Genomic DNA, 18,429 nt, shown 5'->3' on the forward strand with positions numbered 1-18,429 from the left:
GGCATGATCACTTGGAGAAACCCATGGATCTGATCCAGACCCTCGAGCGCGAAGAAATCACGCGCCTCAACAAGACCATTCCCGAGTTCGCTCCCGGCGACACCGTGATCGTCAGCGTCAACGTCGTCGAGGGCACTCGCAAGCGCGTCCAGGCCTTCGAAGGCGTCGTGATCGCGAAGCGCAATCGCAGCCTGAACTCGAGCTTCATTGTGCGCAAGATTTCCAGCGGCGAAGGTGTCGAGCGCACGTTCCAGCTGTACAGCCCGCTGATCGCGTCGATCGAAGTCAAGCGCCGCGGCGACGTTCGCCGCGCGAAGCTGTACTACCTGCGCAGCCGCTCGGGCAAGTCGGCGCGCATCAAAGAGAAGCTCGCCTGACGAACGCGGGTGCGGCGAAAGTCGCTCCCGGTTCCGATCGCCTCAAGGCCGCCCCGACGGGCGGCCTTTTGCCTTTCCAGAATTCACCATGGCCCTCGGCTTCGACCCGCAAAAGCTCCCTGTCCTCGGCATCGACGACCACCTGCCTGCCGTGACGCCAGCGGTGCTGCACAGCGATGCGTTGCGCCAGCGTTTCCTCACGCCGCCGGTGTGGTCGCCCGAGGTCAAGACCGAGCAGCGCTTCAGCGATCGCGCGCCGGCGCATGCGTCGGTGCTGATCGCGCTGGTGCCGCGCAACGAGACCACCGTGCTGCTGACGCAGCGCACCGCGCACCTGACCGATCATCCGGGCCAGATCAGCTTCCCCGGAGGCCGTGTCGAACCCGAGGACCGCGACGCCGCCGCGACCGCGATGCGCGAGGCCCATGAAGAGATCGGCCTCGAAGCGTCGTTCGTCGATGTGCTCGGCGCGTTGCCGACCTATACCACCGGGACCGGCTTCATCGTGACCCCGGTCGTCGCTCTCGTGCGCCCGGGCTTCGCGGTGCAGGCCGAACCGTTCGAGGTCGCCGAGGTCTTCGAGGTACCGTTGGCGTTCCTGATGAACCCTGCGAACCACCAGCGGCACGCGGTCGACGTGAACGGCGTCGTGCGCGAATTCCTGTCGATCCCCTGGGATGGCCTCGACGAAGCCGGCGAGCCGCGCCGCTACTTCATCTGGGGCGCGACCGCGGCGATGTTGCGCAACTTCTATCGCTTTCTCGCGGCGTGACTTTCGACCTGCGTCGTTATCATCGACGCGCATGAGTTTCTTCGCCGTCCTGTTCGCGTTGCTGATCGAGCAACTCAAACCGCTGCCGCGCGGCAATGTCGTCCACGATTCGCTGACCGGCTGGATGCGCTGGACCGGCCGCAACTTCGATGCCGGCCGCGACCACCACGCCTGGGTCGTCTGGAGCATCACCTGCGCGTTCCCGGCGCTGGTCGCCTGGGGCGTGGACGCCGGGCTCGCACACTTCAACGTGCTGTTCGCGCTGGCCTGGAACGTCGCGGTGCTCTACCTGACGCTCGGGTTCCGCCAGTTCAGCCACTACTTCACCGACATCCGCGACGCGCTCGATCGCGGTGACGAGGCGCAGGCGCGCCGGCTGCTCTCGGAGTGGCGCCACCTCGACGCGAGCGAGCTGCCACGTGCCGAACTGCTGCGTCATGTGATCGAGCACTCGCTGCTCGCCGCCCACCGGCATGTGTTCGGCGTGTTCTTCTGGTTCGTGCTGTTGTCGTCGTTCGGCTTCGGCCCGGCCGGCGCGGTGCTCTACCGCATGGCCGAGTTCGCGAGCCGGTACTGGGCCTTCAAGAGCCGCACGATCGACGCGCCGGTCAACGATCGGCTGCTGAACCTGTCGCAACGCCTGTTCAACCTGCTCGACTTCGTGCCGGCGCGGCTCACCGCTTTCGGCTTCGCGGTCGTCGGCAATTTCGAGGAGGCCGTGACCTGCTGGCGGCGCGATGCCGGGCTGTGGAAGCACCCGAACGAAGGGATCATCCTCGCGGCGGCCGCAGGGGCGGTCGGCGTGCAGCTGGGTGGCAGCGCCGCACCCGGCGTCACGCCAGACCGCTCTCAGACCTTCGAGGCCGGAGTCGCGCCCGAGGCCGTGATCGCCGACGGCTCGACACCGGGCCTGGCGCCGGTGCCCGGCCACCTGCGCAGCGTCGTCGGGCTGGTCTGGCGCTCGGTCGTGCTGTGGATGCTGCTGCTGGCGCTGCTGTCGCTCGCGAACCTGGTGGGATGACGCCCCTCGACCGACGAGTACGTCGGTCGATCCCCCAAGGGGATGTGGGCCGGCAAGGGCCACGAAGGGGCCCCTTCGTGGCCCAAAGCGGCCCGGCGCTCGGCCCTATCGTCGGTCGACCAACTCGTCGAGGATCTCGCCGTAGATCCGGTAGCGCGATTCGCTGATCTCGCCGCGTTGCAGGGCGTCGCGAACGCCGCAGCCGGGTTCGTGCAGGTGTGTGCAGTTGTAGAAGCGGCAGGCCGATGCGTGCAGGCGCAGGTCGGGCATCAGCGAGGCCAGTTGCTGCGCGTCGATCTGACGCAGGCCGAACTCCTGGAAACCCGGCGAATCGATCAGCGCGCTGCGGCGCTCCGTGCCGTCGATCCAGTACCACTGCGTCGTCGTCGTCGTGTGCCGGCCCGAGTTCAGTGCCTGCGAGATCTCGCCGACCTGCGCCGCGGCGAACGGTGCGAGCAGGTTGATCAGCGTGCTCTTGCCAGTGCCGCTCGGGCCGAGCACCAGCGTGGCCCGACCGTCGAGCAGCGGCCACAGGATCGCGCGCGCTTCCTTGCCGTGCGTCTTCAGCGCGAGCTCGACGACCTCGGCGCCCATCGCGACATATGGCTTCAGCCGCGCGCGCGCCGTTCCGATCGTCGGCAGGTCGGCCTTGTTCAACACGATGCGCGCCGGGATCTCGGCGCTCTCGGCCGCGATCAGCGCGCGCGCGAGCTGGGACTCGCTGAACACCGGCTCGGCAGCGACCAGCACGATCAGCTGGTCGAGGTTCGCCGCGAACGACTTGGTCTTCCATTCATCCTGCCGGAACAGCAGGTTGCGGCGCGGCTCGACATGCTCGATCACGCCCTCGTCGCCCGAGGGCTGCCAGCGCACCCGATCGCCGACGACGCAGTCGCCGCTCTTGCCGCGGCCCTTGCCGCGCGGGTGGCAGATCAGGCGCTCGCCTTCCGGCGTCTCGACGATGTAGTGGCGGCCGTGCCCAGCGACCACGAGACCGAGGTCGAGCGTGACGGTCTTGCTCAAGAAGGCAAGGTCTCAGGCAACGAATGCCACCAATGCATCGGTCTTCGCCGCGCAGATGAAGTCGTTGATCGAGATGCCGCCGACCGAGTGCGTGTCGAAGCGCACGACGCAGCGGTCATAGCTGACCACGAGCTCCGGGTGGTGATCCTCGGTGTTGCAGATCCAGGCCAGTGCGTTGACGAAGGCGACTGTCTCGTAGAAGTTCTTGAAACCGAACGACTTCTCGATCGCGCCGCGGTTCAGGTGCCAGCCACTGACTTGCGCGAGGTGGTCGCGAATCGCGGCGTCGCTCATCGCGTGTCCGGCCCCCAGCGCTTGGCATTTCTGGTGCAGCAGGTTGCTCATGGCAGATCAGGCAGGTTGCGGTGAAGAGGGTGCCCGCGCCAGTGCCGCGAGTCGTTCCGACGCCGGCGGGTGCGAGTAGTAGAAGCGAACATACAACGGATCGGGCGTCAGCGTCGCGGCGTTGTCTTCGTGCAGCTTCAGCAGCGCGGCGGCGAGATCGCTGCCGCTGGCCTGCTGGCACGCATAGGCATCGGCCTCGAATTCGTGCTTGCGCGAAAGCTGCGCGAAGAGCGGCGAGACGAAGAAGCCGAACACCGGCGTGACGAGCAGGAACAGCAGCAGCGCGACCGCATCGTTCGGTGCGCCGAGCGAAGGCCGCACGCCCAGGCCCGCATAGAACCAGGTCTGCGCCGACAACCAGCCGAGCAGCGCGAAGGCGGCGAGGCTGAGCGCGAACATCGCGACGATGCGTTTGATCACGTGCCGGTGCTTGAAGTGTCCGAGCTCGTGCGCGAGCACCGCCTCGACCTGGCCGGGCGTCAGCTGCTTCAGCAGCGTGTCGAAGAAGACGACCCGCTTGCTCGCGCCGAAGCCGGTGAAATAGGCATTCGCGTGGGCCGAGCGCCGGCTGCCGTCCATCACGAACAAGCCCTTCGCGGCGAAACCGCAGCGCGCCATCAGCGCCTGCACGCGCGCCTTCAGGGATTCATCGGCGAGCGGCTCGAACTTGTTGAACAACGGCGCGATCACGGTCGGGTACAGCACGAGGACGAGCACGTTGAACACCATCCACGCGCCCCAGGCCCACAGCCACCACAGGCCGCCGGTCGCGGCCATGATCCACAACATCAGCGCGGCGATCGGCAGGCCGATCACGGCACCGATCGCGAGACCCTTGAGCATGTCGAGCAGGTACAGCTTCCAGGTCATCCGGTTGAACCCGAAGCGCTGCTCGATGCGGAAGGTGCGGTAGAGCTCGAACGGCAGGTCGAGCAGGCCGCCGATCGCCGCGAAGCAGGCGAGCAGCGCCAGTTGATAGGCCATCGCGCCGAACCTCGGCTGGACTGCGCCGTGCACGGCTTCGTTCAGCGCATCGATGCCGCCGAGGAGCGTCCAGCCCAGCAGAACGACCGCGCCGAAGGCTGCGCTGAGCAACCCGAAACGGGCCTTCACGAGCGTGTAGTCGGCGGCGCGCTGGTGCGCGGCGAGCGTGATCGTCGCGGCGAATGCCGCGGGCACCTCGTTGCGGTGCGCGGCGACATGGCGCATCTGGCGCGTCGCGAGCCAGAACTTGACGAGCAGCGACGCGAGCAGGGCGGCGGCGAAGACGAGCGTGAGTGCGAGGGCTTGCATGGCGCGAGTGTAGGGTCTGCCAAAATCCCCGCAGGAGAACCCGTATGACCGAACCCATCGAACCCACGCTCGTCAGCAGTGATCAGAACCTCGTCTGGATCGACCTCGAGATGACCGGCCTGTACCCGGACACCGACCGCATCATCGAGATCGCCGTCGTCGTCACCGACGCACAGCTCGGCAACCGCGTCGAGGGCCCGGTCTTCGCGGTGCACCAGAGCGACGCGACGCTCGACCGCATGGACGCCTGGAACAAGGGCACGCACGGCAAGAGCGGCCTGATCGACCGCGTGAAGGCTTCGCTCGTCGACGAGGCACAGGCCGAGGCCGCGGTGATCGAGTTCCTGAAGCGCTACGTGCCCAAGAGCAGCTCGCCGATGTGCGGCAACAGCATCTGCCAGGACCGGCGCTTTCTCGCGAACTACATGCCCAGGCTCGAAGGGTTCTTCCATTACCGCAACCTCGACGTCAGCACACTGAAGGAGCTGGCCAAGCGCTGGAAGCCGGAGATCCTCGCCGGCTTCAGGAAGGCGCAGGCGCACACGGCGCTGGCCGACATTCGCGAGTCGATCGAGGAACTCGCGTACTACCGCGAGCACCTGCTCGCGAAGTGACCGGCAGAGCTTGCGGGAAAACCCCGATCGTCATAGAATGCGAGCTTCGCCGGGAATCCAAAAGGGCTCCTCGCGTTTCGTTCATCCCCTCTGACCTCATCGAGTCTTCGCCCGTCGCATCCGCAGCGGGCTCTGTTCGAACCCAAGCCGCGGAGCGGGCTTGCGGGAATGGTTGGCGGCGATGCCGTCGCTTTGACTGTTCCCGAGTTCCGGCGCCGCCCTGGCGCTGATTCGGACCTTCTCCCCAGCGACTTATTGGGTTGCCACGTTCGCGTGGTGGCCGGCGCGTTGTCGCACGTTTTTCGCCCACAAGGCGGCGTGCGCTCGCGCGGTGTTTGAATCAGAAAGTTGACCATGAGTTTTGAGAACCTGGGCCTGAATGAAGCCCTCACGAAAGCCGTTGCCGCCACGGGCTACGAATCCGCCACCGAAGTGCAGATGCAGGCGATCCCGCCGGCGCTGGCAGGCGCCGACCTGATGGTCTCGGCCAGCACGGGCAGCGGCAAGACCGCGTCGTTCATCCTGCCGGCGCTGCAGCGCGTGCTCGCTTCGCGCGCCGACACCACCCAGAAGCGCGAGCGCGGTGTGATCTACGGCCCGCGCGTCCTCGTGCTGTGCCCGACCCGCGAGCTCGCGATGCAGGTCGCGAAGGCCGCGACGATCTACGGCCGTTTCGTGCCGGGTCTGCGCGTCGCGACGGTGGTTGGCGGCGTGCCGTACCCGGCGCAGATCGCCGCGCTGCGCGGCCCGCTCGACATCCTGATCTCGACCCCAGGCCGCCTGCTCGATCACCTGCAGACCGGCAAGGCCGTGCTCGAGAACGTCGAGATGCTGGTGCTCGACGAAGCCGACCGCATGCTGGACATGGGCTTCATCGACGACATCAACACGATCTCGGATGCGATTCCCCCGGCGCGCCAGACCGTGATGTTCAGCGCGACCTTTGCCGGCCACGTCGGCCGCCTCGCGCAGAACCTGCTGCGCGACCCGAAGCGCATCGATGTCTCCTCGCACACCGACACGCACGAGAACATCGAGCAGCGCCTGCACTGGGCCGACAACGTGAACCACAAGAACGCGCTGCTCGACCACATCCTGACGACCAAGGAGATGGAGCAGGCGCTGGTGTTCACGAGCACGCAGCGCGACGCCGACTGGCTCGCCGACCGCCTCGCCGACATGGGCCACCATGTCGCGTCGCTGCACGGCGGCCACCCGCAAGGACGCCGCAACCGCGTGCTGCAAGGCCTGCGCAACGGCCAGCTGAAGATCCTGATCGCCACCGACGTCGCCGCGCGCGGCATCGATGTGCCGACCATCAGCCACGTCATCAACTACGGCCTGCCGATGAAGGCGGAGGACTACGTCCACCGCATCGGCCGCACCGGCCGCGCCGGGCGCAACGGCCTGGCGATCACGCTCGGCGAGCGCATGGATGTCGGCATGATCCGCCGCATCCAGCAGTTCACGACGCAGAGCATTCCGGTCGCTGTCATCGAAGGCCTCGAGCCGAAGAGCCCCGAGCCGAAGATGTTCGCGGTGCGCCCGGAAGGTGCCGGCCGCTTCGGCAACAAGCCGTTCGGCAAGCCGAGCTACGGCAAGAAGCCGTTCGAGCATCGCGGCCAGGGCTTTGCGCCGCGTGGCGAGGGCTTTGCACCGCGCGGCGGCGAGGGCTTCGCACCGCGCGACCGCGCGCCGTTCGACCGCAATGCAGCACCGCGCTTCGAACCGCGTGCCCCGCACGGCGATGCGCCGCGCAGCCCGTTCGACCGCGGCGCCGCGACCGGCCGTGTCGATCACAAGCCGGCAGGCTTCGCACCGCGCAAGCCGGGCGCGCCCGCCGGCAAGGGCGGCTTCAAGCCGCAGCGGCCGCGCCCGAACGGCTTCACGCGCTGAGTTCGGCATCCGCTGAAAGACAAAAGGCCCGCACTGCGGGCCTTTTCTTCTGGGCAGCGCGCCGAGCCGCCGCTCAGCGCCGCTTCACCTCGACATTGACCGTCATGCCGAGGTAGTCGCCCGGCTCGCCGTACCAGCTGCCGGCGATCGGCGGCGCCTGCGCCGGATCGCGTGCGACGCCGACGCGAATCAACTGGTTGCCGCCGAGCAGGTTGTTGGTCGGGTCGAACGGCACCCAGCCGGCGCCTGGCAGGTAGGCCTGCAGCCACGCGTGCGTCGAACCGGCGCCGACCGTGTTGCCGTCCGGGCCGCCGTCGAGCGCCGGGTCGTACAGGTAGCCGGAGACGAAGCGCGTCGCGATGCCCAGGCGCCGCACCGCCTCCATCATCAGCAGCGCGAAATCGCGGCACGAGCCGCTGTTGAGCTTCAGTGTCTGCTGCGGCGTCTGCGTGCCTTCTTCGTCGCGTGCGGCGTAGCGGAAGTTGTCGCGGATCGCCTGGTTCATCTTCACCAGCAGATCGCGCGTGCCGGTCAGGCCGTCGGTGCGCAGGAACTGGCGCGCCCAGGCCGTCAAATGGCCGCCCGGATCGTCGTGGTGCGGTCGCAGGTACTGCTCGAGGTCGAAGCGCTCTTCCAGGCTGTAGGCGAACGGGAAGACCTCGGCGCTCGGCGACAGCGGCAGCTCCAGGTTGTTCGTCTGCACATGTTCGATCGCGAAGCTGCAGACGATCTTCAGCTCGGTCGCCGGCACAAGCGGCTGGACCAGCGCGACCGAGTTCGAGTGCGGGTCCTGGATCATCCGCACCATCGCCTCGGGCTCGACCTGCAGGTCGGTTGCGAGCACGCGCAGGTCGTGGCTGTCACGCGGGCGAAACATCACCCGGTGTTCACCGAAGGTCACCGGCTGCTCGTAGCGGTAGACCGTCGTGTGGACGATTTCGTATTGGACCGGTGGCATCAGACGCCCAGCAATTCGACCTCGAACAGCAGTGTCGCATTCGGCGGAATCACGCCGCCGGCACCGCGCGCGCCGTAGCCGAGCTGCGGCGGGATCACGAGGGTGCGCGTGCCGCCGACCTTCATGCCCTGCACGCCCTCGTCCCAGCCCTTGATGACCTGGCCGCCGCCGAGACCGAAGTCGAACGGGTCGTTGCGATCCTTGCTCGAATCGAACTTCGCGCCCTTGACGCCGTTGTTGTAGAGCCAGCCGGTGTAATGCACCGACACATGCTGGCCGGCCTGCGCGGTGGCGCCGGAGCCGACGGTGGTGTCTTCGAATTGCAGACCGGATTCGGTGGTGACCATGACGAACTTTCGAGGGTGATTGAACAGAGTTCGCCATCATGCCAGCGCGCGGCGCCGGGCATGCAGGCCGATCTCTGATAACGCGGTCATTCGAGCGGCCACGCGTCGCGCCAGCGGGCGGTTGCGGCGCCGAGCCACACGGCCACGCTGTCGCTCGGTACGTCGATGCTGAGCACACGACCCGCCGCGCGCAACGCCGCGAGCGGATCGGCGCTCGCGACCGGCGTGGCGCCGTTCTGCTTCGAGAGTTTTTCCCCGTCGGCGCCGAGCACGAGCGGCGTGTGCAGGTAGCCCGGTGTCGGCAGGCCGAGCACGCGCTGCAGGTGGATCTGGCGCGGCGTGTTGTCCGCCAGGTCGACGCCGCGCACGACGTGAGTGATGCCTTGCGCCGCGTCGTCGACGACGACGGCGAGTTGGTACGCCCACAGCCCGTCGGCGCGCTGCAGCACGAAATCGCCGACGGCATCGCTGACATCCTGGTGTTGTGCGCCGAGGCGGCGGTCGTGCCAGTCGATGCGCAGCGGTACATCCGGCGCGTCAAGCGATGCAGCGACGCGCAGCCGCATCGCCCGCGCCGGCTTGTCATGCAACCCGTCGCGGCAGGTGCCGGGGTAAACCAATTCGCCGTGGCGCTCGCGCGCGAGCCCGCGCGCGGCCAGCGCCTGCGCGATGTCGGCGCGGGTGCAGCCGCAGGGGTAGGCCCAGCCTTCGGCAACGAGATGCGCCAGCGCGGCCTCGTAGCGGGCGTTTCGGGTCGACTGCCGGACTGGCGCTTCGTCCGGCACGAGGCCGAACGCTGCGAGCTGTTCGAGGATCGCCCGCTCGGCGCCGGGCACGCAGCGCGGGCCGTCGATGTCTTCGATGCGCACGAGCCAGCGCCCGCCGTGCGCGCGCGCATCGAGCCACGAGGCGAGTGCCGCGACCAGCGAGCCGGCGTGCAGCGGCCCGGTCGGCGAGGGCGCGAAGCGGCCGACGTACTGCACCTGCGTCACGGGTGCCTCACATCCCGGCCATCGGCGCCATGCTGTGCCGCTCGAGCAGGGCCTGGCGTGTCGTCGGGCTCTCGAGCTGCGTCAACCACCAGCGCAGCGCGAGGCCGAGCTGCGGCTTGCGGGCGGCGCCCGGCGCGTGGCCGTCGGGCGCACGCCATGCGTAGCCGAGCCGCCCGGCGAGGTTCGTGCGCTGCACCGGCTTCAGCACCAGCCGGCCCGCTGCAACGTGCTCGCGCACCATCGGCTCGGGCACGAAGCCACAGCCCATGCAGCGCAACAGCGCCTCGATCTTCAGCTGCATGCTGCCGACGGTCAGCACGTCCTGCCCGGGCAGCAGATTGATCGTCGCCGGCGCCATGCGCTGCGCCGAGTCGGCGACGGCCACCGCGCGGTGGCGCAGCAACTCGGCATCGGTGAGCGGCTGGGTCGCCGCCGCCAGCGGATGGTGCGGCGCGACCGCGAACAGGAACGGCAATTGCCCGAGCTCCCTGATCTGCACGCCGGGCATCGCCGTGCGGTCAATGCCGACACCGATCGCCAGATCGGCCTGGCCCGAGGCCAGCGCCTCCCAGGTGCCGGTCATCACCTCGGTGCGCAGCCGCAGGCGCGTGCCGGGGTTGCCATGTCCCGCGGCATCGGCGGCCGGCGGGGTGGCGCCGGCGCGCGGCTTCGCGATCTGCGACGACGCGCACAGCGCATAGAACGACTCGCACAGCTCGAACATCGTCAGCCGCGAGATCACGCCGTCGACGGCGATATTCAGGCGCGTCTCCCAGCCGGTCGCGACACGCTTCACGCGGTTCGCGACGGCGTCCATCTGCTCGAGCAGGCGCCGCCCTTCGTTCAGCAGCTCCTCGCCGGCAGGGGTCAGGCGCGCCTGGCGCGAACGCCGGTCGAAGAGCAGCACATCGAGCGAATCCTCGAGCTGTCGCACGCTGTAGGTCAACGACGACGGCACCTTGCCGAGCGCGCGCGCCGCCGCGGCGAAGCTGCCGGTGCGTGCGATCACGTCGACCATCGTCAACGCATCGGGTGTCAGAACACTGCGGCTTTCGGTCATGGTGTCACGGGGGAGGAAAAGTCGTTCATCTTATTTGAACGGTCACTTCAACGTACGCTGGTCGATGGCGCGGGGTGCGCACCCTACATTCTCGGCACCGAAAGGAGCGACGACCATGATTAGCGTTCGCAGATCCGCCGACCGCGGCCAGGCCGACCACGGCTGGCTCAAGAGCTTTCACAGTTTCTCGTTTGCCGACTACCACGACCCGCGCCACATGGGTTTCGGCAACCTGCGCGTCATCAACGAAGACCGCATCGCCCCGGGCACCGGCTTCGGCACGCACGGCCATCGCGACATGGAGATCGTCAGCTACGTGCTCTCGGGCGAGCTGGCGCACAAGGACAGCATGGGCAACGGCCAGGCCGGGGCCGCCGTCAGCGGCGTCATCAAGCCCGGCGACGTGCAGCGCATGAGCGCGGGGCGCGGCGTGATGCACAGCGAGTTCAACCACGCGCCGGACCAGACGACCCACTTCCTGCAGATCTGGATCGAACCGAGCGAGCGCGGCATCGAGGCCGGCTACGAGCAGAAGCATTTCGATGCAGCATCGAAGCGCGGCACGCTGCGCCTGGTCGCGTCACCCGATGGCCGCGACGGCTCGGTGACGATCCACGCCGATGCCGCGATCTACAGCGGCCTGTTCGACGGCGAACAGCCGCTGCAGCGCCCGCTCGATCCGCGCCGCAAGGCCTATGTGCACGTCGTGCGCGGCAGCGTCACGGTCAACGGCCAGTCGCTGCAGGGTGGCGACGCCTTGCGGATCGAGAACGAGAGCGAGTTGACCATCGAGCAAGGCCGCGATGCCGAGTTGCTGGTGTTCGATCTGCGCTGAAGCCTGAATCCCCTTTCCCTCAACCTTTCCGACAAACCAAGGATCACCATGCTCAACAACCTCCAGAACCCGCTCGCGTTGCTCGGCCGCCTCCTGCTCGCGCTGATGTTCATCACGTCCGGATTCGGCAAGATCGCGGGCTTCGCGGGCACCGCCGGCTACATCGCGTCGAAGGGCTTGCCGATGGCCTCGGTGGTCGCGGCACTGACGATCCTCGTCGAGCTCGGCGGCGGCCTCGCCATCGCGTTCGGCTTCATGACGCGCTGGGCCGCATTGGCGCTCGCGGTCTTCACCGTGCTCGCCGGCGTGATCTTCCACAACTACTGGGCCGTGCCGCCCGAGCAGGTGATGATGCAGCAGATCAACTTCTGGAAGAACATCTCGATCGCCGGCGGCTTCCTCGTGCTCGCCGCGTTCGGGCCCGGCGCGATCAGCATCGACGCGAAGCGCAGCCGCTGAGCACCGCCCCCCGGCGCGGCCCTTGCTACAGTTCCGCGCATGGAACTGATGTTCAAGGGCCTGACGCTGCTGCCGTGGATCGACTGGGTCGCGGTGGCAGTGTTCTTCGTCGGCTGGGGCGTCTACGCGCACTTCTCGCGTCACGGCGCGGGCTCGAAGCGTTCGGTACTGGCCGCGACCAACGCGGTGCGCCGGCAGTGGATGCTGCAGACCACCTACCGCGAGGTGCGGGTGATCGACGGCATCGTGATCCAGAACCTCTCGACCAGCCCGTCGTTCTTCGCGTCGACGACGATCCTGATCATCGGCGGGCTGCTGGCCGTGCTGGCCGGCGACAAGGTCAACGAGCTGGTGCGCGAGCTGCCGTTCGCGCAGCGCACCAGCGCGCTGATCTTCGACCTGAAGCTGATCCTGCTGCTCGGGATCTTCGTCTACACGTTCTTCCGCTTCACGTGGTCGATGCGTCAATACACCTTCGGCGCGTTGCTGGTCGCCGCCGCGCCGGAAGCCGAGCGCTTCATCGCCGAAGGCCTCTCGCGCGAGGCCTTCGCCGACAAGGCCGGGCGCGTCGTCGGCCTGGCCGCCGAGACCTTCAACGACGGCCTGCGCGGCTACTACTTCGCGTTCGCCGCGATCGGCTGGTTCTTCTCGCCGTTCGTGTTCATGCTCGCGACGCTGGGCGTGATCTACATCCTGTACCAGCGCGAGTACCGCTCCGAGGTATTGAGCGTTTTGACTTCGTGAAGCGCACTGCGGCGTTCAGACGTCGCGGGCAAGACGCAGGCCGCTGAACTGCCACTGGGCGTCGGTCGGGAAGAAGTTGCGATAGCTCGCGCGCACGTGGCCGGCCGGCGTCGCACATGAGCCGCCGCGCAGCACGTACTGGTTGCTCATGAACTTGCCGTTGTACTCGCCGACCGCGCCGGGCGGCGTGCGGTAGCCGGGATACGCGCTGTAGCTCGATTGGGTCCACTCCCAGACGTCGCCGAACAGCTGCACCGGTTCGTCGGCCGGCTCGTCCTCCGCCGGCAGCGGGTGGAACGCGCCGCGGTCCGCGAGGTTCGGCCGGCCGGGCGCGCGCAGCTGGCGCGCCGCGTGTTCCCACTCAACCTCGGTCGGCAGCCGCGCGCCGGCCCAGCGCGCATAGGCGTCCGCCTCGAAATAGCTCAGGTGGCACACCGGCGTGCGCGGGTCGATCTCGACGCTGCCCTGCAAGGTGTGGTTCATCCATACGCCGTCGACGTGGTGCCAGTACAGCGGCGCACTGCGCTGCCCGGCGCATACCCAATCCCAGCCCATCGCCAGCCACAGCTCGGGGCGCCGGTAGCCCGCGTCTTCGATGAATTCGAGGTACTCGCCGTAGTTCACGGGCCGCGACGCGAGCTCGAACGGCGCTGTGTAGACGCCGTGGCGCGGCGTCTCGTTGTCGAAACAGAAAGGGCCGTCACGTTCGGCATCGAAGCCGTGTTCGATCAGCCCGCCGGTCTGCGCGAACCAGCGCAGGGGCTGGGCGCGCACGCTGGTCATCGGCCAGCGCTTTGCGTATGGCGCGTGCGTCGGGTTGAGGCTCAGCGCGTGCTTGATGTCGGTCAGCAGCAGCTCCTGGTGCTGCTGCTCATGGTGCAGCCCGAGCACGATGAGTTCGCGCAGTGCCGCATCGCAGCCACGCGCTGCGAGCAGGTGCTGCACGCGCTCGTCGACCTCGGCGCGGTAGCGCTTCACCTCGGCCAGCGTCGGCCGCGTGATCAGGCCGCGCTGCGCGCGCGGGTACATCTCGCCGACGCCCTGGTAGTAGCTGTTGAACAGCACGCGGAAGCTCGTGTCGAAGGGCTTGAACGAGCGCTCGTGGGGCTCGAGCACGAAGGTCTCGAAGAACCAGGTGACATGCGCGAGATGCCACTTGGCCGGGCTCGCGTCCGGCATCGACTGCACCTGGCAATCCTCGGTCGTCAGCGGCGCGGCCAGGTCCAGCGTGGTCTGGCGTATGGCCCCGTATGCAGCGGCGAGATCGGGGTGGGACGGCGCGGGCCAATGAGCAATGTTCATGGCGTCGGCTCCGTGCGGTCGGCACGAAGAGTCGTTGCGAAGCTTGCGAACCTTACACCGCCCGCACTGGCGCCAGTGTGTCACTCAGCGTGCCGCGTTCGTCGAAGACGAAACAATCCCCTTCAAAGTGTTTGCCGCCGGTTTCCTCGAAGTACTTCAGGATGCCGCCGTCGAGCTGCAGCACGTTCGCGATACCGGTCTCGGCCATCCACAGCGCCGCCTTCTCGCAGCGGATGCCGCCGGTGCAGTAGCTGACGATCGTCTTGCCGTCGAACTCGGCACGGCGCTCTTGCAGCGCCTGCGGAAACTCGCTGAACTTCGTGATGCGCAACGAACGCGCTCCGCGGAACCGACCGTGCTCGACCTCGAAGGCGTTGCGCGTGTCGAGCGTGACGACCGCGCGCCCGGTGTCGTCGACACCCGCATCGAGCCAGCGCGCCAGTGTCTTCGCATCGACGACCGGCGCGCGTGCGGCCTGCGGGCGGATCGTCGGGTGGTTCATGCGGATGATCTCGGGCTTGACCTTGACGCGCAGCCTGCCGAACGGCACCTCGCTCGACCAGCTCTCCTTCAGCGGCAGCCCGGCGAAGGCTTCGTGCGCCGTCAGCCACGCGAGGAACGCGCGCACCGCCGGTGCGTCGCCGGCGATGAACAGATTGATGCCTTCGTCCGCCAGCAGCACCGTGCCGCGCAATGCGTGTGCCTGGGCTTGTGAGCGGATGCTCTCGCGCCATTGGGCCAGATCGCTCAATGCGATGAATCGATAGGCCGAGATGTTCAGAATTGATGTCACGCTGCAAATTTTACGAGGCGTGCGCTCTCTAAAATGCCCGGATGGCCTTTGTTCACCTGCGCACCCACACCGAATTTTCCGTTGCCGATGGCACGCTGCGCATCGACGACGCGGTTGCCGCGGCGGCCGCCGACGGGCAGGGCGCATTGGCGATCACCGATCTGTCGAACCTGTTCGGTGCGGTGAAGCTCTACAGCACCGCGCGCAAGAAGGGCGTGAAGCCGATCATCGGCGCGGACCTCTGGCTCGAACCCGAAGGCGGCGAGAAGTCGCCGAGCCGACTCGTCGTGCTGGTGCAGGACAAGCAGGGGTACCTGAACCTGTGCGAGTTGCTGTCGCGCGCCTGGCTGCTGCACGAGCAGCGCACGCAGGCCTGCGTCAAGTGGGCCTGGCTCGCGGAACTGAACGGCGGCCTGATCGCACTGGCCGGTGCCGAGATGGGCGCGGTCGGGCAGGCGCTGGTCGCTGCGGACCCGGCACGCGCCGATGCGCTCGCGCGCCGCCTCGCCGAGCTGTTCCCGAGCCGGTTCTATGTCGAGCTGCAACGCGCCGGCCTGCCGGGCAACGAGGCCCATGTGCGCGCGGCCGCGCAACTCGCCGCGCGGCTGCAATTGCCGGTCGTCGCGACGCACCCGGTGCAGTTCGCGACACCCGACGACTTCGAGGCACACGAGGCGCGCGTCTGCGTCGCCGAGGGCGAGATGCTGACGAACCCGCGGCGCGTCAAGCGCTTCGGCCGCGAGCAGTACTTCAAGACCCAGGCGCAGATGGAGGCGCTGTTCCATGACCTGCCGAGCGCGATTCGAAACACCGTGGAGATCGCGAAGCGCTGCAGCCTGAGCCTGGTGCTGGGCAAGCCGCAGCTGCCCGATTTTCCGACGCCGATCGTCGACGGTCGGCCGCTCGCGATGGCCGAGTACTTCGGCATCCTCTCGCACGAAGGGCTCGAGCGGCGCCTGCAGCAGCGCTACGCCGATGCCGCCGACCGCGAGGCGCAGCGGCCACGCTATGTCGAACGGCTCGACTTCGAGATCCAGACGATCCTGAAGATGGGCTTCCCGGGCTACTTCCTGATCGTTGCGGACTTCATCAACTGGGCGAAGAACAACGGCTGCCCGGTCGGCCCGGGGCGCGGCTCGGGTGCCGGCTCGCTCGTCGCGTATGCGCTGAACATCACCGGCCTCGACCCCCTGCAATACAACCTGCTGTTCGAGCGCTTCCTGAACCCCGAGCGCGTGTCGATGCCCGACTTCGACATCGACTTCTGCCAGGGCAACCGCGACCGCGTGATCGACTACGTGAAGCAGAAGTACGGCCGCGACGCGGTGAGCCAGATCGCGACGTTCGGCACGATGGCCGCGAAGGCCGCGCTGCGCGACGTTGGCCGCGTGCTCGGCATGGGCTATGGCCACGTCGATTCGATCGCGAAGCTGATCCCGGCGCCGCCGGGCAAGCAGGTCACGCTCGCGAAGGTGCCGGCCCAGCCCGACCCGGGCCTGATCTACGCGCGCAAGGAAGCGCCGGAACTCGAGCAGCGCGAAGCGGCGGAGGAAGAGGTCGCCGAACTGCTCGCGCTGGCGACGCGGGTCGAGGGCATCACGCGCAACGTCGGCATGCACGCCGGCGGCGTGCTGATCGCGCCCGGCAAGATCACCGATTTCTGCCCGCTGTACATGCAGCCCGGCAGCGACAGCGCGGTGAGCCAGTTCGACAAGGACGACGTCGAAGCGATCGGCCTGGTGAAGTTCGACTTTCTCGGTCTCGCGACCCTGACGATCCTCGAGCTTGCGAAGGACTTCATCACGGCGCGCCGCCCGCAGCACCGAGACTTCGACTACGACAAGCTGCCGCTCGACGACGCGCGCGTCTACAAGCTGTTCTCCGAGGGCCGCACCGAGTCGGTGTTCCAGTTCGAAAGCGCGGGCATGCAGCGCATGCTGAAGGATGCGCGGCCGACGCGCATCGAAGACCTGTTCGCGTTGAACGCGATGTTCCGCCCCGGCCCGATGGAGAACATCCCGACCTTCTGCGCGCGCAAGCACGGCAAGGAAGAGGTCAGCTACCCGCACCCGCTGCTCGAGCCGGTGCTCGGCGAAACCTACGGCATCTTCGTCTACCAGGAACAGGTGATGTTGGCCGCGCAGATCCTGGCCGGCTACTCGCTCGGCGGCGCCGACATCCTGCGCAAGGCGATGGGCAAGAAGAACGCCGCCGACATGGCGAAGCAGCGCGAGATCTTCCGCGACGGCGCGGCGCAGAAGGGCATCGCGAAGGCGGCGGCCGACGAAGTGTTCGACCTGATGGAGAAGTTCGCCGGCTACGGCTTCAACAAGTCGCACGCCGCCGCGTACTCGCTGCTCGCTTACCACACCGCGTGGATCAAGGTTCATTGCACGGCCGAGTTTTTCGCCGCGAACATGACGATCGAGGCCGACGACAGCGACAAGCTGCGTGTGCTGCTGATCGACGCGAAGAGCTTCGGCATCACGGTCGAGGCGCCCGACGTCAACAAGGGCGTGCATCGCTTCGAGCCGGTCAGCGACAAGCTCGTGCAGTACGGCCTCGGCGCGATCAAGGGCACCGGGCAGGGCGCGATCGACGCGATCGTCAACGCGCGCGAAGGATCGGGTGGCGGCGCCTCCGGCGCGGTGCGCGGCCCGTTCACGAGCCTGTTCGACTTCTGCGCGCGCGTCGATCGCAAGCAGCTGAACAAGCGCGTCGTCGAGGCGCTCGTGAAGGCCGGCGCATTCGATGCGCTGCACCCGGACCGTGCCAGCATGCTCGCCAGCGTCGGCCTGGCGCTCGACTGGGCCGACACGCAGGCCGCGCATGCCGACCAGGGCGGCCTGTTCGACTTCGGCGATGCCGACGCGCACGGCGCGAGCACGCAGGAGCCGGCGCTGATCGCCGCCGATACCTGGAGCATCAAGGAGCGGCTGACGCTCGAGAAGGCGGCCCTCGGCTTCTATCTCTCGGGCCACCTGTTCGACCAGAGCGTGGCCGAGGTGCGGCGCTTCGCGAAGCGCCAGATCGCCGACCTGCTCGACAGCCGCGAGCCGCAGCTGCTCGCCGGCATCGTCACCGATCTGCGCATCGTCAACGGCCAGCGCGGCCGGGTCGCGATCTTCAAGCTCGACGACAAGAGCGAGGCGATCGAGGCGGTCGCGAACGAAGACCTGCTGAACGCAAACCGCGAGCTGTTGAAGGACGACGAGCTGATCATCGTGCAAGGCAAGGTCCAGCCCGATCGCTTCTCCGGCGGGCTGCGGCTGACGGTCGCGCAGGTCTGGGACCTGGCCGGTGCGCGCTGCCGCTTCGGCAAGTACCTGCGCGTCGCGGTGAACGGCAGCGTGCCGCCGGTCGCCGAGGTGCTGCGCGATTTCCCGTCGCGGCGCATCGCGACGGAGCACGGCGATCTGCCGCAGGGCCTGACGGTGCGGCTCGAGCTGCAGCGCGAGGCGGCGAGCGGCGCCCTCGATCTCGGCGAGGCGGCGCGCTTCTACCCGACCGACGCGGCGCTCGATCGCTGGCGCGCCGGCGCCCACCGCGGCGAGGTCGTCGTCGTCTACGAATGACGGCGCCGGCTTCAGTCGGGCGC

The 18,429-nt window shown here is 68.0% G+C and carries 18 protein-coding genes; 9 read left to right on the forward strand and 9 right to left on the reverse strand.

Annotation, left to right across the window (positions count from 1 at the left end; translation table 11 throughout):
- The first annotated feature begins 23 nt into the window (after positions 1–23).
- The 3 genes from rplS (at position 24) to AC1DTW_RS09615 (ending at position 2,170) form a co-directional block, all read left to right on the forward strand.
- Entirely contained in the window at positions 24–377 is a 354-nt protein-coding gene (rplS, locus tag AC1DTW_RS09605) for a 50S ribosomal protein L19 (protein ID WP_477980834.1), read from the forward strand.
- An 88-nt stretch (positions 378–465) separates the two neighbouring features.
- A complete protein-coding gene (locus AC1DTW_RS09610; RefSeq protein ID WP_477980835.1) occupies positions 466–1,149 on the forward strand; it encodes a CoA pyrophosphatase in 684 nt (227 codons plus the stop codon).
- 31 nt (positions 1,150–1,180) lie between these two features.
- The gene (locus AC1DTW_RS09615; protein WP_477980836.1) at positions 1,181–2,170 is read left to right on the forward strand and encodes a CobD/CbiB family protein; all 990 of its coding nucleotides are present in this window, start codon (positions 1,181–1,183) and stop codon (positions 2,168–2,170) included.
- A 105-nt stretch (positions 2,171–2,275) separates the two neighbouring features.
- Here the strand turns inward: AC1DTW_RS09615 and rsgA are convergent, their stop codons facing one another.
- Genes rsgA through AC1DTW_RS09630 form a run of 3 tightly spaced genes read right to left on the reverse strand, consistent with a single transcriptional unit; the run spans position 2,276 to position 4,831 of the window.
- Positions 2,276–3,193, reverse strand: coding sequence for a ribosome small subunit-dependent GTPase A (rsgA, locus tag AC1DTW_RS09620; protein WP_477980837.1), 918 nt, complete (start codon positions 3,191–3,193; stop codon positions 2,276–2,278).
- Between the two features lie 12 nt (positions 3,194–3,205).
- Complete coding sequence (locus tag AC1DTW_RS09625; RefSeq protein WP_477980838.1) at positions 3,206–3,538, reverse strand: 4a-hydroxytetrahydrobiopterin dehydratase; 333 nt, start codon at positions 3,536–3,538, stop codon at positions 3,206–3,208.
- 6 nt (positions 3,539–3,544) lie between these two features.
- Positions 3,545–4,831 (reverse strand): M48 family metallopeptidase, encoded by a 1,287-nt coding sequence (locus tag AC1DTW_RS09630; protein ID WP_477980839.1) that lies wholly within the window; start codon positions 4,829–4,831, stop codon positions 3,545–3,547.
- Between the two features lie 44 nt (positions 4,832–4,875).
- Between AC1DTW_RS09630 and orn the strand changes: the two genes are divergently transcribed.
- Positions 4,876–5,445 (forward strand): oligoribonuclease, encoded by a 570-nt coding sequence (gene orn, locus AC1DTW_RS09635; protein ID WP_477980840.1) that lies wholly within the window; start codon positions 4,876–4,878, stop codon positions 5,443–5,445.
- 354 nt (positions 5,446–5,799) lie between these two features.
- Positions 5,800–7,341, forward strand: a complete 1,542-nt coding sequence (locus tag AC1DTW_RS09640; RefSeq protein WP_477980841.1) for a DEAD/DEAH box helicase — start codon at positions 5,800–5,802, stop codon at positions 7,339–7,341.
- Positions 7,342–7,414: 73 nt separating this feature from the next.
- On the opposite strand, the gene AC1DTW_RS09645 is transcribed toward AC1DTW_RS09640, so the two are convergent.
- From AC1DTW_RS09645 to AC1DTW_RS09660, 4 genes are all read right to left on the reverse strand, one after another.
- Positions 7,415–8,299, reverse strand: coding sequence for a transglutaminase family protein (locus AC1DTW_RS09645; RefSeq protein ID WP_477980842.1), 885 nt, complete (start codon positions 8,297–8,299; stop codon positions 7,415–7,417).
- On the reverse strand, positions 8,299–8,646 hold the full coding sequence (locus AC1DTW_RS09650; protein ID WP_477980843.1) for an FKBP-type peptidyl-prolyl cis-trans isomerase: 348 nt from the start codon (positions 8,644–8,646) through the stop codon (positions 8,299–8,301). The genes AC1DTW_RS09645 and AC1DTW_RS09650 overlap by 1 nt, the downstream gene beginning before the upstream one ends.
- 86 nt (positions 8,647–8,732) lie before the next feature.
- Positions 8,733–9,629, reverse strand: coding sequence for a tRNA glutamyl-Q(34) synthetase GluQRS (gene gluQRS, locus AC1DTW_RS09655; protein ID WP_477981060.1), 897 nt, complete (start codon positions 9,627–9,629; stop codon positions 8,733–8,735).
- Positions 9,630–9,645: 16 nt separating this feature from the next.
- A complete protein-coding gene (locus AC1DTW_RS09660; RefSeq protein WP_477980844.1) occupies positions 9,646–10,698 on the reverse strand; it encodes a LysR substrate-binding domain-containing protein in 1,053 nt (350 codons plus the stop codon).
- A gap of 115 nt (positions 10,699–10,813) precedes the next feature.
- On the opposite strand from AC1DTW_RS09660, the gene AC1DTW_RS09665 reads away from it, so the two are divergent.
- Genes AC1DTW_RS09665 through AC1DTW_RS09675 form a run of 3 tightly spaced genes read left to right on the forward strand, consistent with a single transcriptional unit; the run spans position 10,814 to position 12,736 of the window.
- Complete coding sequence (locus AC1DTW_RS09665; RefSeq protein ID WP_477980845.1) at positions 10,814–11,533, forward strand: pirin family protein; 720 nt, start codon at positions 10,814–10,816, stop codon at positions 11,531–11,533.
- Positions 11,534–11,581: 48 nt separating this feature from the next.
- Positions 11,582–11,992, forward strand: a complete 411-nt coding sequence (locus tag AC1DTW_RS09670) for a DoxX family protein (protein WP_477980846.1) — start codon at positions 11,582–11,584, stop codon at positions 11,990–11,992.
- A 39-nt stretch (positions 11,993–12,031) separates the two neighbouring features.
- Positions 12,032–12,736 carry a DUF599 domain-containing protein gene (locus AC1DTW_RS09675; protein WP_477980847.1) on the forward strand — a complete coding sequence of 235 codons (705 nt, stop codon included), beginning with the start codon at positions 12,032–12,034 and terminating at the stop codon, positions 12,734–12,736.
- Positions 12,737–12,751: 15 nt separating this feature from the next.
- Here AC1DTW_RS09675 and egtB read toward each other — a convergent pair whose 3' ends face one another.
- The gene (gene egtB / locus AC1DTW_RS09680; RefSeq protein WP_477980848.1) at positions 12,752–14,038 is read right to left on the reverse strand and encodes an ergothioneine biosynthesis protein EgtB; all 1,287 of its coding nucleotides are present in this window, start codon (positions 14,036–14,038) and stop codon (positions 12,752–12,754) included.
- 52 nt (positions 14,039–14,090) lie between these two features.
- Positions 14,091–14,831, reverse strand: coding sequence for a sulfurtransferase (locus tag AC1DTW_RS09685; RefSeq protein ID WP_477980849.1), 741 nt, complete (start codon positions 14,829–14,831; stop codon positions 14,091–14,093).
- Positions 14,832–14,872: 41 nt separating this feature from the next.
- On the opposite strand from AC1DTW_RS09685, the gene dnaE reads away from it, so the two are divergent.
- Positions 14,873–18,406, forward strand: coding sequence for a DNA polymerase III subunit alpha (gene dnaE, locus AC1DTW_RS09690; RefSeq protein ID WP_477980850.1), 3,534 nt, complete (start codon positions 14,873–14,875; stop codon positions 18,404–18,406).
- Positions 18,407–18,429: the final 23 nt, after the last annotated feature.

It is taken from the genome of Rhizobacter sp. P5_A1, from assembly GCF_056400745.1.